This is a genomic window from Azohydromonas caseinilytica, assembly GCF_012927045.1.
In the GTDB taxonomy this organism is placed as follows: Bacteria; Pseudomonadota; Gammaproteobacteria; order Burkholderiales; family Burkholderiaceae_C; genus Azohydromonas; species Azohydromonas caseinilytica.
Genome location: NZ_JABBFW010000025.1, coordinates 22889 through 38149, shown reverse-complemented (window position 1 = coordinate 38149; position 15261 = coordinate 22889). Strand labels below are relative to the sequence as shown.

The 15261-nt window shown below is 69.7% G+C and carries 13 protein-coding genes; 8 read left to right on the top strand and 5 right to left on the bottom strand.

Annotated elements, in window-relative coordinates; all coding sequences use genetic code 11:
* The first annotated feature begins 220 nt into the window (after positions 1-220).
* Entirely contained in the window at positions 221-2995 is a 2775-nt protein-coding gene (gene prsT, locus HHL10_RS23720) for an XrtA/PEP-CTERM system TPR-repeat protein PrsT (protein WP_169162885.1), read from the top strand.
* Positions 2996-3022: 27 nt separating this feature from the next.
* Here prsT and HHL10_RS23715 read toward each other — a convergent pair whose 3' ends face one another.
* A complete protein-coding gene (locus HHL10_RS23715) occupies positions 3023-3919 on the bottom strand; it encodes a helix-turn-helix domain-containing protein (RefSeq protein ID WP_169162884.1) in 897 nt (298 codons plus the stop codon).
* Between the two features lie 59 nt (positions 3920-3978).
* Between HHL10_RS23715 and HHL10_RS30280 the strand changes: the two genes are divergently transcribed.
* From HHL10_RS30280 to HHL10_RS23695, 5 genes are all read left to right on the top strand, one after another.
* The gene (locus HHL10_RS30280) at positions 3979-4152 is read left to right on the top strand and encodes a hypothetical protein (protein WP_205833184.1); all 174 of its coding nucleotides are present in this window, start codon (positions 3979-3981) and stop codon (positions 4150-4152) included.
* A gap of 24 nt (positions 4153-4176) precedes the next feature.
* On the top strand, positions 4177-5001 hold the full coding sequence (locus tag HHL10_RS23710) for an SDR family NAD(P)-dependent oxidoreductase (protein ID WP_169162883.1): 825 nt from the start codon (positions 4177-4179) through the stop codon (positions 4999-5001).
* Positions 5002-5075: 74 nt separating this feature from the next.
* Positions 5076-6857: an FAD-dependent oxidoreductase gene (locus tag HHL10_RS23705; RefSeq protein WP_169162882.1), complete on the top strand. Its 1782-nt coding sequence runs from the start codon at positions 5076-5078 to the stop codon at positions 6855-6857.
* Positions 6847-7194, top strand: a complete 348-nt coding sequence (locus HHL10_RS23700) for an NIPSNAP family protein (protein WP_169162881.1) — start codon at positions 6847-6849, stop codon at positions 7192-7194. Before HHL10_RS23705 ends, HHL10_RS23700 begins: the two co-directional genes overlap by 11 nt.
* 37 nt (positions 7195-7231) lie before the next feature.
* Positions 7232-8218, top strand: coding sequence for a Bug family tripartite tricarboxylate transporter substrate binding protein (locus HHL10_RS23695; RefSeq protein ID WP_169162880.1), 987 nt, complete (start codon positions 7232-7234; stop codon positions 8216-8218).
* A gap of 93 nt (positions 8219-8311) precedes the next feature.
* Here the strand turns inward: HHL10_RS23695 and HHL10_RS23690 are convergent, their stop codons facing one another.
* Together HHL10_RS23690 and HHL10_RS23685 are read right to left on the bottom strand one after the other, a co-directional pair.
* Positions 8312-8788 carry a MarR family winged helix-turn-helix transcriptional regulator gene (locus HHL10_RS23690; protein ID WP_169162879.1) on the bottom strand — a complete coding sequence of 159 codons (477 nt, stop codon included), beginning with the start codon at positions 8786-8788 and terminating at the stop codon, positions 8312-8314.
* A 76-nt stretch (positions 8789-8864) separates the two neighbouring features.
* A complete protein-coding gene (locus tag HHL10_RS23685; protein ID WP_169162878.1) occupies positions 8865-9833 on the bottom strand; it encodes a Bug family tripartite tricarboxylate transporter substrate binding protein in 969 nt (322 codons plus the stop codon).
* A gap of 238 nt (positions 9834-10071) precedes the next feature.
* On the opposite strand from HHL10_RS23685, the gene HHL10_RS23680 reads away from it, so the two are divergent.
* Together HHL10_RS23680 and HHL10_RS23675 are read left to right on the top strand one after the other, a co-directional pair.
* The gene (locus HHL10_RS23680; protein WP_169162877.1) at positions 10072-11763 is read left to right on the top strand and encodes an FAD-dependent monooxygenase; all 1692 of its coding nucleotides are present in this window, start codon (positions 10072-10074) and stop codon (positions 11761-11763) included.
* Positions 11764-11774: 11 nt separating this feature from the next.
* Positions 11775-11966, top strand: coding sequence for a DUF2783 domain-containing protein (locus tag HHL10_RS23675; protein WP_169162876.1), 192 nt, complete (start codon positions 11775-11777; stop codon positions 11964-11966).
* Between the two features lie 51 nt (positions 11967-12017).
* On the opposite strand, the gene gnd is transcribed toward HHL10_RS23675, so the two are convergent.
* Entirely contained in the window at positions 12018-13001 is a 984-nt protein-coding gene (gene gnd, locus HHL10_RS23670; RefSeq protein WP_169162875.1) for a phosphogluconate dehydrogenase (NAD(+)-dependent, decarboxylating), read from the bottom strand.
* A 224-nt stretch (positions 13002-13225) separates the two neighbouring features.
* Positions 13226-15214, bottom strand: coding sequence for a tyrosyl-tRNA deacylase (locus HHL10_RS23665; RefSeq protein WP_169162874.1), 1989 nt, complete (start codon positions 15212-15214; stop codon positions 13226-13228).
* Positions 15215-15261: the final 47 nt, after the last annotated feature.

Here is a 15261-nt window from a genome sequence, read left to right as displayed (position 1 = left end):
CTGCCGCGCAGGGGCTGCGGGGCGGTTGCGGTGCGTCAAGTGTCCGGAGGGCCGGGGACAGCGCGCAAACCTATACTCGGCCGCGTCCCGTTGCGCCGGGGCAGCCCGGTCTGCACGGCGGGCCGCTGCCGCGCCGGGGCCGAGCCCGGCAGGTCTGCCTGTCCCCTCTCCATTTCCACCCCCGGCGCGGTACGCACGCGCCGCGCGCCGTTTTTCCTCCATGAAGACACCTCGCCGCCTGTCCTTGTCCCTGTCGCTGTGCCTGCTGTCGTCCGCGGCGCTGCTGGGTTGCGGCTCGGACCGCGATCCCAAGGAGCTCGTCGCCTCGGCGCGCAGCTACATCGAGCAGAACGATTTCAAGGCCGCGACCATCCAGCTCAAGAACGCGCTGCAGCAGTCGCCCGACCTGGCCGAGGCGCGCGTGCTCTTGGGCCGCGCGCTGCTGGACCAGGGCGACGTGGTGGGCGCCGAGGTGCAGGCCAACAAGGCGCTGGAACTGGGCAGCGTGCAGGACGAGGCCGTGCCGCTGATGGCCGCGGTGCTACTGGCCCAGGGCAAGGCCGAGCAGGTGGTGCAGCGCTACGCCACCACGGCGCTGGCACAGCCGCGCGCCAAGGCCGCGCTGCAGACGACGCTGGCCCAGGCCTGGCTGGCGCAGGGCAAGCGCGAGCAGGGCGAGGCCGCGCTGAAGGCGGCGCTGGAGGCCGATGCCGAACATGTGCAGGCGCGGCTGCTGCAGGCGCGGTTGCAGGCCGCGGCGCCGGACCTGCCGGGCGCGCGCAAGCTGGTCGACGAGGTGCTGCAGAAGCACCCCAAGTCTTATGAGGCCTGGCTGCTGCAGGCGGCGCTGGCCCAGGCCGCCGAGGACGCGGACGCCGCCGCCAAGGCCTACCAGCAGGCGCTGGCCGCGCGCAAGGACGGCCTGGGCGCGCATGCCGGCTACATCGGGCTGCTGAACGCGCAGAAGAAGTTCGAGGAGGCCGACAAGCAGATCGCCCAGCTCAAGAGCGTCCTGCCCGACCACCCGCAGACCAAGCTGCTGGAGGCGCAGTCCACGCTGCGCCGCGGCGACCTCAAGACCTCGCGCGAGCTGGTGCAGGCCGTGCTCAAGGTCGCTCCGAGCCATCCCTACGCGCTGCAGCTTGCCGGCACCGTGGAATACGAGTCCGGCAACTTCGCGCAGGCCATCGCGCACCTGGGCAAGGCGCAGAGCCTGGTGCCGGACTCCGCGCCCACGCGCCAGCTGCTGGCCCAGGCGCTGCTGCGCACCGGCGACACCGCCAAGGCGCTGTCGGTGCTGCAGCCGCTGCTCGACGACAAGAACGCCTCCACCGCCACGCTGGGGCTGGCGGCGCAGGCCTACCAGCAGTCGGGCGACCTGGAGCGTGCCGAGGCGCTGTACAAGCGCGCCGCGGCGCAGGACCCGAACGACAAGCGTGCCCGCGTCGCGCTGGCGCTGAACCGCCTCGCGCGCGGCGACGCCTCGGCGCTGGAGACGCTGCAAGCCACCGCGGCCGACGACAAGGGCACCACCGCCGACCTGGCGCTGATCAACGAGCGCATGCGCCGGCGCGAGTTCGACGCCGCGCTGCAGGCCATCGACGCGCTGGAGAAGAAGGTGCCGGGCCAGGCGCTGGCGCCGCTGCTGCGCGCGCGCGCCCAGCTCGCGCTCAAGCAGCCCGACAAGGCACGCCAGAGCCTGGAGCAGGCCGTCAAGGCCGAGCCGACCAACCTGCAGGCCGCGATGGCGCTGGCCGAGCTGGACGTGCGCGACAAGCAGTTCGACGCCGCGCGCAAGCGCTTCGACGCCGTGCTCAAGGCCGACGCGCGCAACGCGGGTGCGCTGCTGGCGGTGGCGCGCATCCGCCAGGCCGCCGGCGCCCCGGCCAGCGAGGTGCGCTCGATGCTCGAAGACGCCGTGCGCGCCAACCCCGATGACCAGAACGCCCGCGTCATGCTGGTGGAGCATCACCTCGGCCAGAAGGACAACTCCGCCGCGCTGGCTGCGGCGCAGGAGGCCGTGGCCGCGCTGCCGGACAACGCCGCCGTGCTGGCCGAGCTCGCGCGCGTGCAGGCCATCAGCGGCGACTTCAACCAGTCGGTGAGCAGCCTGGGCCAGGTGGCGGCCAAGCAGCCCAACTCGGTGCAGGCGCAACTCATGCTCGCCGACGTGCAGCTCGCGGCCAAGAACTACGACGCCGCCATCGGCGCGCTGGAGCGCGCGCGCGCGCTGGCGCCCACCGACTTCGGCGTGGCGCAGCGGCTCGCGGGGGCACAGCTGGCGGCGAGCCGCCCGGCGCAGGCCCTGGCCACGGCGCGCGCGCTGCAGAAGGAAAAGGACATGGCGGCCGCGGGCCTGGTGCTCGAAGGTGACGTGGAGGCCGCGCAGAAGCACGGGCGCGAAGCCACCGCGGCCTACCGCGCGGCGCTGGCCAAGCAGCCCGCCAGCACCGCCATCGCCGTGAAGCTGCACGGCGCGCTGATCATGCAGGAGGACAAGGCCGGCGCCTCGGCCTTCGCCACCAAGTGGCTGGCCGACCATCCGCAGGACGGCGGCTTCGTCTTCCACCTCAGCGAGGTGGCCCTGGCGCAGCGCGACTACGCGCAAGCCGAGGCGCGCCTGAGCGACGCGCTCAAGCTGCGCCCCGACGATCCCGTGGTGCTGAACAACCTGGCCTGGGTCCAGGTGCAGCTCAAGCGCCCGACGGCCGTGGAAACCGCGGAGAAGGCCAACAAGCTGCGCCCCGACACGCCGGCCTTCCTGGACACGCTGGCGCTGGCGCTGGCAGCCAACAAGCAGTGGGACCGCGCCATCGAGATCCAGAAGAAGGTGGTGGCGCAGGACAAGGACCCGGCCTGGCGCCTGGCGCTGGCCAAGCTCTACATGGAGGCCGGCCAGCGCGCCCAGGCCCGCACCGAGCTGGATGCGCTGGCGCAGCTGGGCAAGGACTTCAGGAGCCAGGACGAGGTGCAGAAGCTGCTGCGCGAGTTGTGATCGCAGCGCAGCTGGCGGCGCGTTGACTCACCCCGCCGCCAGCCGCTGCCGCGCCATGGCGCGGAACGCCGTGGGCCGGTGCCCGGTGTGCTTCTTGAAGAAACGCCCGAAGTAGGCCTCGTCCTCGAAGCCCAGCACCGCGGCGATCTGCTTGATGCTCAGCAGCGAATAGGCGAGCTCGCGCTGCGCCTCGTGCACGAGGCGGGCGTTGACCACGTCCAGCGCCGACATCCCCAGCACCTCGCGGCACAGCCGGCTGAGCTGCCCTGCGCTCACGCCCAGCGCCTGGGCGTAGTCCTCGATGGACACGCGCTCGCGAAAGCGCGCCTCCACCAGCGCCCGGAAGCGCTCCACCTGCCGCGCCTTGCGCGAGCGCAGCACGGCCTCCTCGTCCGACGGCTGCGCCGCGCCGATGCGCCCCACCTGCACCAGCAGCGCCACCAGCAGCGACAGGCCCACCGCCATCTGCCCGGCCTCGTGCACGCGCGTCTCGCGCTCCACCGCCTCGAACAGCGGCGGCAGCGCCTCGGCGGGGCGGCTGGCCACCTCCACCCGCAGCACGGCCGGCCTGCGCAGCAGCGGCAGCAGCTCCGGCGCCACGGCCTGCACGGCGGCTTCCAGCGGCCGCTGCGCGGCCGTGATCACGTGCCCGTCGGTGTCGGGCTGAAAGTGAAAACCGTGCACCGCGTGGGCCGGCACCACGATCAGGCAGGGTGGCCGCACCGGCCACTTCAGCTCGTCGATGAACACCTCGCCTCCGCCGGCCACCACGTACAGCAGCTGCAGCAGCGCGTCGTGCACATGCGGCTCGATCTCCCAATTGAACAGGCTGGAGCGCACCGGAATGCGCTCGACGTGAACCATGTCCAGCCAGCTCGGCTGCGCCTCGTGGCCGTACAGGGCGAAATTCGGAACCGTGGTCATCGTGCGGTGGAAGCGCCAAGCGATGCACGAATTGTCCGGTTCATCGCGGATTTTGTCGATTGGAAGCAACCTCGCCGGCACCTAAAGTTCAGTCCATCGCAAACGGCTTCAGCATTGATTCGGAAGGGAAAGTTTCCGGGATCAAGGTGAAGCCACCGGACGATTCGCGCCTTTCGGTGGCCCTTGGTATTCAGGGTTTACCCGTAATCAAGATGGAAATGTCCGGTGCATGAACTGAAAGACCGAGGAGACAAGCCATGTCCACGACGCCAGCCCCCAGCTCCTGGCTACAACTTGAGAACCGGGTCTGCGCCGTCACCGGCGCGGGCAGCGGCATCGGCGCCGCCATCGCCGCCGAGCTGGTGGCCGCCGGCGCCCGCGTCGCGCTGCTGGACCGCAACGGCGCCGCGGCGGAGCAGGTGGCCGCGCGCCTGGCCGCCGTCGGCGGCACGGTGCTGGCACTGGAGTGCGACGTCAGCCGCGAAGGCAGCGTGCGCGAGGCGGCGCAGCGGGTGCAGCGCGAGCTGGGAGACTGCGGCGTGCTGGTCAACAACGCCGGGCTGCTCAAAGCCGGCGCGCTGGAGAGCGTGAGCGTGGAGGAGTGGAACGCGGTGCTGGCCATCAACCTCACCGGCCAGCTGCTGTGCGCCCGCGCTTTCCAGCCGCAACTGCTGGCGGCGGGGCAGGGCAGCATCGTCAACGTCGCCTCCATCGCGGCGCTGCATCCGCAGACGCGCAGCGGCGCCTACAGCGCCAGCAAGGCCGGCGTGCTGCTGATGTCGCGCCAGCTCGCGGCGGAGTGGGGCCCGCAGGGCCTGCGCAGCAACGCCATCTGTCCCGGCATGATCCGCACCCCGCTGTCGGCGGCCTTCTACGAGGAGCCGGGCTTCGAGGCCCGGCGCGCCGCGCTCACCGCCAGCCGGCGCATCGGCGAGCCCATCGACATCGCCAACGCCGCGCTGTTCCTGGCCAGCCCGCGCAGCGGCTACCTCAACGGCGCCGAGCTGGTCGTGGACGGCGGCATGGACACCATGCTGATGGACCTCGTGCCGCGCCCGGGCTTCAACGCCGTCACCGCCTGATCCCGTCCCCGCACTCCGTGCGGGCCGGTTTCTTCCTCAACCTGAATCATCTCCTCACACGGGAGGGCTGCCGCATGGGCGCCATCAACCAATCCGCGACGCAGCACTGCGATTTGCTCGTCATCGGCTCCGGAGCCGGAGGCCTGTCCACCGCCATCACCGCGAAGAAGCACGGCCTGGACGTGGTCGTGATCGAGAAGGACAGCGTCTTCGGCGGCACCACCGCCTTCTCCGGCGGCGTGCTGTGGATTCCCGGCAACCCGCATGCCAAAGCGGCCGGCATCCAGGACACCCGCGAGGCCGCGCGCCAGTACATGAGGAACGAGACCGGCACCTGCTACGACGCGGCGGCGGTCGAGACCTTCCTGGACAAGGCGCCGGAGATGGTGGAGTTCTTCGAGCGCGAGACCGCGGTGAAATTTGTGCCCACGCTCTATCCGGACTACCACCCCACGGTGCCGGGCGGCGTGGACGTGGGCCGCTCCATCCTGGCCGCGCCCTACGACATCCGCGGCCTGGGCGCCGACATGGCGCGGCTGCGCCCGCCGCTGGAGACCATCACCTTCATCGGCATGATGTTCAACAGCTCCAACGCGGACCTGAAGCACTTCTTCAATGCCACGAAGTCGCTGACCTCCTTCGCCTACGTGGTGAAACGCCTGGCCAAGCATGTGAAGGAGCTGGCGCTGTACCGGCGCGGCATCAACGTCACCAGCGGCAACGCGCTGGCGGCGCGGCTGGCCAAGAGCGCGCTGGACCTGGGCATTCCCATTCACACCGGCACGCCGGCGCGTGGGCTGCTGATCGAAGACGGCCGCGTGGTGGGCGCACGGGTGCAGGGCCCGGGCGTCGAATACGAGATCCGTGCCCGCCGCGGCGTGGTGCTGGCCTGCGGCGGCTTTTCACATGACGTGGAGCGGCTGAAGCAGGCCTACCCGCATGTGCGCCGCGGCGGCGAGCATGTCTCGCCCGTGCCCGCGAGCAACACCGGCGACGGCGCGCGCATGGCCGAGCAAGCCGGTGGCACGGTGCCGCTGCGCTACCCGCACGCGGCGGCATGGATGCCGGTGTCGAAGGTGCCGCTGGCCAACGGCCGGATGGGCGTGTTCCCGCACCTGCTGGACCGCTACAAGCCCGGGATCATTGGCGTCACGCGCCACGGCAAGCGCTTCTGCAACGAGTCCGAGAGCTACCACGACGTGGGCGCCGCGATGATCGAGGCCTGCCGGGGCGAGCGCGAGACGGCGATGTGGCTCGTCTGCGACCAGGCCACCATCCGCAAGTACGGTCTGGGCTACGCCAAGCCGGCGCCCATGCCGCTGCGGCCCTTCCTGAAGAACGGCTACCTGGTGAAAGGGCGCACGCCGGCCGAGCTGGCGCAGCGCGCTGGCATCGACGCCGCCGCCCTGGAGCAGACGGTGCGCGAGTACAACCAGGGCGCGGTGCGCGGCGTGGACGAGCAGTTCGGCCGCGGCAGCACCAGCTTCAACCGTTACCTGGCGGACCCGGCGCGGCAGCCCAACCCCTGCGTGGCGCCCATCGGCGCGGGCCCGTACTACGCGCTCAAGGTGGTGATGGGCGACCTCGGCAGCTTCGACGGCATCCGCACCGACGTGGTCGGCCGCGTGCTGGATGCGCGGGACGCGCCCATCGAAGGCCTCTACGCCGTGGGCAACGACCGCGCCAGCGTCATGGGCGGCAACTACCCGGGCGCCGGCATCACGCTGGGGCCGATCATGACCTTCGGCTACGTCACGGCCCGCCACATCGCCGGGGTGGAGACGCCGCGGGCGAGCGCGCCATCGCCCTCTCGACCGCAGGCCGACCGTGCCAAGGAGCTGCGCCATGCGGCCTGAGCCCAGCCGTTATCCGCTGGTGGACCACCGCGTCTACACCATCGCACTGCGCAGGATGAACGAGTTCATCGAGGTCTTCGACCGGCTGGCCATGCCGGTGCTGCTGGAGACGCTGGGGCATCCGCTCGGCTTCCATGTCAGCCAGGTCGGCCCGCTCAACCAGTTCGTGCACCTGTGGGCGTACGAAAACCTAGCGGAGTACGAGCGGCGCAGCGCGTTGCGCGACAGCCACCCGGCCTTTGCGGCCTACCTGAAAGCTTCCGAGCACCTGATCGTGGCGCAGGAGAACCGGCTCATCCGCCGCGTCGAGCTGCCCAGCCTTCAGCACCGCGGCTGAGAGCCGCCCGATCTCACATCACTACCGGAGACAAGCCATGACCACCGCTTCCCGCTCGCGCCGCCACCTCCTCCAGGCCGCCGCCCTGTGCGCGCTGTCCGCCACGCTGCCCGCCATGGCGCAGCAGGCCGCCTGGCCCACGAAGCCGATCCGCCTGGTGGTGGGCTTTCCGCCCGGCGGCACCACCGACGTGATGGCGCGCGTGGTGGCCGTGCCGCTGCAGAAGGCGCTGGGCCAGACCCTGATCGTGGACAACAAGCCCGGCGCCAGCGGCAACCTGGCGGTCAGCGAAGTCAGCAAGGCTGCCGCGGACGGCTACACGCTGATGGTGGCGCCGATCTCGGTGCAGACCGCCAATCCGCACCTGTTCAAGCCGGCGCTCCATCCCGAACGCGACCTGCAGCCGGTGGCGAGCCTGGGCTATGCGCAGCTGTACCTGGTGGCGCGCAAGGACCTGCCGGTCAAGAGCGTGAGTGAGCTGGTGCAGCTGGCCAAGGCGCAGCCCGGCAAGCTGACCTATGGCTCGGGCGGCCCGGGCACGCAGATGCACCTGGTGGGCGAGCTGTTCAGGCAGCAGGCCGGCGTGGACGCCGTGCACGTGCCCTACCGCGGCGCCGCGCCGGCGCTGCAGGACCTGCTGGCCAGCCAGATCGACTACTACTTCGACCCCGCCACCGGCTTCAGCCACATCCGCGAAGGCCGCGCCAAGCTGCTGGCGGTGAGCGGCAGCAAGCGCTCGCCCTTCTTCCCGGACACGCCGACGCTGGCCGAGGCGGGTGTCAAGGGCGTGGAACTGGGCAACTGGTTCGGGCTGTTCGCGCCCGCGGCCACGCCGCCGGAGGTGGTGGCGCGCCTGGGCCGCGAGATCGCCAAGGCGGTGGCGCAGCCGGAGGTGAAGCAGCGCTTCGCGGAGCTGGGCGTGGAGCCGGTGGCGCAGGAAGGCGCGACCTTCCGCAAGACGGTGGCGGATGAGAGCCGCGTGCTGGCAGCGCTGATCAGGGATCGCAGGATTGCGATCGACTGACCGCCCGGGGCGCGAGCCTGGGGAAAGAAGCCGGCGCGGGCAGGGCCCAGGCCGGCTTCATTGCTTTTCAGTGCCGGCCTGCAGCAGCCGGCCTCACTCCACCACTTCGGATGCGTCCCCGGCGGCAAGCACCGCGTGCTCGACCAGCCGGTCCAGCAGCCGGTCGAGCTGCTCGCGCTCGGCGGCATCCAGGCAGGCCACGATCTCCTCGTTGCGCCGCCTGATCAGCGCCTTGACGCGGCGCCAGGTCTGTTGGCCCAGCGGCGTGAGCCGGAGCACCACGCCGCGCGCGTCGAGGGCGCTGGTCTGCTTGTCCACGAAGCCGCGGTCCACCAGGGTCTGGGCGGCGCGGCTGGCCTGGCCCTTGGTGAGGTTGGCCAGGCGGGCCAGGTCGTTGACCGACAGCGGCGCGAAGGCACCCACGGCCGCGAGGCAGCGGCCCTCGTTGAGCGGAATGCCGGCCTCTTGCAGGTAGGCGGCCTGGCTCACGCGGTCGGTGAGCTTGGACAGGGTGTGCAGGCGGTGCGTGACCGTGCGGTCGAGCTCGAAGTCAACCTTCTTGGCGGGCATCGTGGGTTCAGAGGGATGTCAAGGGACAGGCGTGGACCTTAGCCCATCGCCGCGCTGCTCCTGGCCCGCGCCCGGGTCAGTCCAGGCGGATGTTGTTGGCGCGGATGACCTGGCCCCACTTCTCGCGCTCGCTCTTGGCGTAGGCGGCCATCTCCGTCGGCGAACTGGGGATGGCTTCCAGGCCCAGCGTCTGGAAGCGGGCCTTGACGGCGGTGCTCTGCAGCGCCGACACCAGCGCCTTGTTCAGCGTGGCGATGGCCTGCGCCGGCGTGCCCGCCGGCACCACCAGCCCCTGCCAGGCGTAGGCCTCGAAACCCTTGACGCCCTGTTCCTGCAGCGTGGGCACGGTGTCGAAGCCGGCCACGCGCTTGGGGCTGGCCACGCCGATGGCGCGCAGCTTGCCCGAGAGGATGTGCGGATAGGCGCTGGCGCTGTCGGCGAACATGAACGGCACCTGGCCGCCGATGACGTCCTGCACCGCCGGTGCCGCGCCGCGGTAGGGCACGTGCGTGAACTTCAGCCCGGTACGCTCGCGGAACAGCTCGGCGGCCAGGTGGTGCGGGCTGCCCGAGCCCGGCGTGGCGTAGGCCGGCGGCTGCGGCTGCTGCTTCACCCAGGCGGTGAACTCGGCCAGGTTCTTCACGGGCACGGTGGTGTTGACCACCAGCAGCATCGGGAAGCGCGCCATCAGACCGACCGGGGCGAAGTCCTTCTCGACGTTGTAGGACAGCTTCGAGTAGAGGAACGGGTTGGCCGCCAGCGTGGCGGTGTCAGCCGTGAGCATGAGGTACCCGTCGGCCTTGCCCTTGGCCACGTAATCGGCGCCGATGTTGGTGGCCGCGCCGGGCTTGTTGTTGACGACGATGGTCTGACCCAGCGCCTTGCCCATGGGCTCGGCCAGCGTGCGCGCCACCACGTCGGAGCCGCCGCCGGCCGGATAAGGCACCACCCACTCGATGGTCTTGTCGGGAAAGGCCAGGGCCGCCAGCGGCAGCGACAGGGCGGCGAAAACGAGCGAGCGGCGCGGGGCGCTGAGGGCGGGCATGAAGTCTCCTAGGGGAATGAAGGTGGTCCTGGCGGCTTGCGCGGCGCATGCCGCGGGCCGGCTCTTGGCTTGACTTTACGCAAGAACATCTGCGCGTACAACTAAGTAGAAGCCCTGCTCGACCCGGGCGATGCTGTGGACCAAAATAGTTGTACGCACAGATGTTTCGCGTCTTTTGCGCTGCAATGCAGCCCTGTCCCGAATCGAGGGACGCGCATCACGACACCGGAGACCCCGCATGCACAAGCCCACCACCGAGCCGCGCCCGTCCATCTACTACCCCTACCAGGTGTTCAAGCCCTGGCTGCCCTCGGCCCATGGCGCGCAGCCGCGCCGGCAGGTGGTGATCGTGGGCTGCGGGCCGGCGGGCATGGTCGCGGCGCTGGAGCTCGCGCGGCTGGGCGTGGCGAGCGTGCTGCTCAGCGCGGAGCTGCAGGTCTCGCAGGGCAGCCGTGCCATCGTGTTCACGCGGCGCTCGCTGGAGATCCTGCAGCAGGTGGGGGTGGCGCAGCGCATCACCGACAACGGGCTGCCCTGGCGCTTCGGCAACTCCTTCTACCGCGGCCAGCGCGTGTTCCGCATGGAGGCGCTGCACGACGCGGACGACCGCTTCTTCCCGATGACCAACATCCAGCAGCAGTACCTGGAGGAGTACCTGCTGGACGCCTGCGCGGCCAGCCCCCTGATCGACCTGCGCTGGGGCAACAAGCTCACGCGGCTGGAGCAGCTCGACGGCTATGCGCGGCTGGAGGTGGACACGCCCGAAGGCCCCTACACGCTGGAGAGCGACTGGGTGGTGGCGGCCGACGGCGGGCGATCCGGCATCCGCAGCGCGCTGAACCTGCAGATGGAAGGCGCCTCGTACGAGGGCTTCTTCGTCATTGCCGACATCCGCGTGGACCTGCCGCTGCCCACCGAGCGGCTGGCCTTCTTCGACCCGGAGTGGAACCCGGGCAACACCGTGCTGCTGCACCGCGAGCCGCACGGCATCTGGCGCGTGGACTACCAGCTGCCCCCCGGCGAGACGCCCGAGGAGGCGCTGCGGCCCGAGTCGCTGAAGCAGCGCATCGACGCGCAGCTGGCCCTGATCGGCCACGCCGGCGCGAGCTGGGAGATGGACTGGTGCTCGGTGTACTCGGCGCGCACCCTGACGCTGCCCGACTACGTGCACGGCAGCGTGCTGTTCACCGGCGACGCGGCGCACCTGCTGCCCATCTTCGGCGTGCGCGGCGCCAACACCGCGTTCCAGGACTCGCAGTCGCTGGCCTGGCACCTGGCCTTCGTCATCAAGGGGCTGGCCGGGCGCAAGCTGCTGGCCAACTTCAGCGCCGAGCGTGTGGGCGCGGCGCGCGAGATCATCGACGAGGCGGGCAAGAGCACGCGCTTCATGGCGCCGCCCACGCGGGGCTTCAAGCTGCTGCGCGACGCGGTGCTGTCGCTGTCGCTGACGCAGGAGTTCGTGCGCCCGCTCTACCACTGGCGCACCTCGCGCCCGCACGAGTACACCGAGTCGATGCTCAACAGCCGCGGCGACGACAACGCGCTGTTCAGCGCCGGCCCGGCGCACGGCGCGCCGCCGCAGAACGTGCGGCTGGGCGCCAGCGACTTCCTGCTCGATCACCTGGGCGGCGGCTTTGACCTGCTGTACTTCACCGAGGCCGAGGCGATCCCGGCGCCCTTGCTGCAGGTGGTCGAGGCGGTGCGTGCCCGCGGCGTGCCGCTGAAGATCGTCGCCATCGGCGCCGCGCAGCCCGTGGCCGGCGCGGACCTGACGCTGGGTGATGCCGACGGCCACGTGCGCCGGCGCTATGGCGTGCAGGCCAGCGGCGGCGCGTACCTGCTGCGCCCCGACCAGCATGTGTGCGCCCGCTGGCTCACGCTCGACGCCACCCGGCTGCAAGCCGCTTTCGACGCCGCCCTGCCGCGCTGAGGAGACCACCCATGACCACCCCCAACACCACCCTGGACATCGCCGGCCTGGAAACGGTCTACGACCGCCTGGCCACCGCCATCGACGCCGCCGGCGACAAGTCCGAGCTGTTCCTCGTCAAGCTGGCGCTGCTCAACGCCCAGGCGCTGGGCGACGCCGAAGCGTTCCAGCAGCAAGTGGAGGCCGCGCTGCGCGACCTTTGAGCCCGCGCCCGGTACAGCCTTTTTTGCCGAAGCCGTGCCGCGCGCCGCCGCTTACTTCTTGATCTCGACGTGCCCGCCAAATTTGAAGCGAAGCGCCGAGAGCATCTTCTCGGCGTAGGTGTGGTCCTGGCGTGAGCGGAAGCGGGTGTAGAGCGCGGCGGTGAGCACTTCGGCCGGCACGGCTTCCTCGATGGCGGTTTCCACCGTCCAGCGGCCTTCGCCGGAGTCCTGCACCACGCCGGAGAAGTTGGACAGGCTCTCGTTCTCGGCCAACGCGTCGGCGGCCAGGTCCAGCAGCCAGCTCGACACCACGCTGCCGCGCCGCCACAGCTCGGCGATGTCGGCCAGCGGCAGCTCGTAGCGGCGCTCGGCCGGCACCTGCGGCTTCGAGGCGCTGCGCATGATGTCGAAGCCCTCGGCCATGGCCTGCATCATTCCGTACTCGATGCCGTTGTGGATCATCTTCACGAAGTGGCCCGCGCCGGCCGGGCCGCAGTGCAGCCAGCCGCGCTCGGCGCTGCGGGTCTCCACCGAGCCGGTGCGCGCCGGGGTGCGCTCGATGTCACCGACGCCGGGCGCCAGCGTCTCGAAGATCGGCGCCAGGCGCTGCACCACGGCGGCCTCGCCGCCGATCATCAGGCAGTAGCCGCGCTCCAGGCCCCAGACGCCGCCGCTGGTGCCGATGTCCAGGTACTCCAGGCCCTGCTCGCGCAGCGCGGCGGCGCGGCGCACGTCGTCATGGAAATGCGTGTTGCCGCCGTCGATGACCACGTCGCCCGGCGACAGCCGCTGCGCCAGGGCGTCGATCGTCTCCTCGGTGATCCGGCCGTGCGGCAGCATCACCCACACCGCGCGCGGCGCCTGCAGCCGCGCCACCAGCGCGTCCAGGTCCGCGGCCGGCACGGCGCCTTCGCCGGCCAGCTTGTCCACCACGCCGGCGTCGGCGTCGAACACCACGCACTCGTGCCCGGCGCGCATCAGCCGCCGCACGAGGTTGCCGCCCATGCGGCCCAGTCCCACCATCCCGAGTTGCATCACCAAAGTCCTGCTGGACGCTGTCCTGTTGGATAGCGCTGTCCCAAAAAGAGGCGGGAGTGTATAGGGGAGAACCCCCGGGAGACGGGCGCAGGGGTGAATCGGCGCCGCGGGATTCCAGGCCAGCCTGACCCAGGATTCGGCCGGCGTGCCGGAGGCCGGCAGACCCGGCCGAACCGGCACCCTGGGGCGTCACGCGCGCGCCGTTGCGAGGGCTTGCGCCGTCATGCCGCCACGCTGGCGCGGAGCTGTTCGCGGTAGCCGTCCAGGTCAGCGATCTTGCGGTCGGCCGCGGCCTGGCGCTCGTCCACGATCGCCGTCAACTTCGCCGATGCCGTGGCCAAATAGGCCGCGAGCTCATCGCCCTTGATATAGGTTCCGCTCAGCTTGTTGAGCTTCGACCAGCCGTTGGCGAAATTCCGCGTGAACTTGTCCGAGACGATGGTCACGGCATGCCATTCACCGGCCTGCTTGATGAAGAAGGCGTCGGTCGATTCGACGAGTTGTGCCAGGCGGTTCTTGCGCAGGGTCTCGGTCGCGGCCGCGCTTTCGAAAGTCTTGAGCTGCAGCGTTGCCTCGTTGGCCACGAGGTCCATGAAATCGGCGAAGGATTTGAAGAAGAACGCGATTTCCTCGACGATTTCCTTGGTTCTCTTCAGTGCGCTCAGGCTCAGGTTGAGCGACTTGATGGCCAGCTGGATGGTTTCCTCCTCGGTGCGCTTGCCTTTGAGCAGTGCATTGATCTTGACCAGCTCCGCCGCCTGGCCACGCTTTTCCCTTTCGTAGGCTTCGACCTTGTCCAGCATTTCCATCTGCATTTTGCGAAGGCTGCCTGCCTGCTGCTGCTGCTCGTCGCTCAATTTGCCGAGATTCTGGTCCAGCGCCTTGAGCGAGGCCTGCAGGCCGGCCAGGGCCGCGCCTATATCCGAGCATTTGTCCTCCTCGGTCTTCAGGTCGGCCTTGGCGTCCGCGATGCGCTGGTCCAGCGCCGCCACTTCGGCGGACTTGCCGGACACGGCATCCTTCTTGGGCGTCGAAGCCTCCGCCGGCGGCTTGCCGGCGCCGCCGGCGGGTTCCGGCTTTGCATCCTCGGCCTTCGCTGCTTCGGGCTTGGCCCCTTCGGCCTTCGCGCCCGAGTCGCTCTTGCCCTGGCCCTCGTCCTTGGCAGCCAGCAACTTGGTTTTCTCCGCCTCCAGGCCCTTGATCTTCGTTTTCAATTCCTCCCGCTTTGTCTCGGCGGCTTTCAGATCGGCCTGCCTGTCGGAAATCTGCTTCTTGGTCTGGATCACCTGGGCCGTGCTGTCGCCGTCCTTCCCGCCACCGTCCTTGCCGCCGCCTTCCTTTTTCTCGCCGGACGTCCCGCTGAGCGTGCCGAGCGTGGAGGCCGCGAGAAAAGAGGCGGCGCCACCGGCGGCCATCGCAATCGACGGGATGGCGCCCGATATCATTTGCGCCCCGGCCCGGATGATCGACATCACGAAGGCCCGGCTTTCGGCGGTTTCGGCCCGGGCTTCGAAATCACGCGCCATTTTCTCGAACTTGGCGACTTCCTCCTGTAAATCCTTGACGAGGGATTCGAGCTGCTCGCGCTTGGCGTTCGCCTCGTTGATTTCATTTTCGACTGCCGCCTTCTGCTTCAGCCGCGCACTCAGGGCCTGCTCGCTGTCCTTGGTGGCAGCGGCCGTGTCCTTGATGATCGCATCGTAGGTGTTGGCAATTTCCTGAAGGTCATTCCTGACGCTCAGCGCCTCTTCCTTGATTTCCTTGGCCAGGTCGATCAGGTCCTTGCTGACGAAATCCTTGATTTCCTTGGGATCGTTGGCTTCCTTGACGTCAAGCCAGTCGGGATAAATTCTGTCCAGCGTGTCGAGAATGTTCTTGGCGGTGCGAATCGCCGTCTTCATGGTGAGTTCGCTGCTCTGCTGGGATTTGATCAGCTTGTCCATGATCGCGCTGATCTGCACGCGGATGCTGCCCTCTTCCTGCGGCGTGGTGTTGTAGGCGATATAAAGCAGGTCGATGGCGTTGTCGGTATCTGTTTTGGCCCGCTCGACGTCGTAGGTGCCTTCGATTTTCTGAACGAAGTGGCGCACGATGGGCGCATCGATGCCGGGCAGCTTGGTGCCGCCGCTGCTGCGGATGGTCGCCACCTCGGTTTCGATCTGCTGGTTGAGCTTCTGCTCACGACTTTCGAATTTCACCGCTTCAGCCATGGCGTCTCTCCTTGGTTGGGGACTTGCCCATTGGTGTGACGAAAATG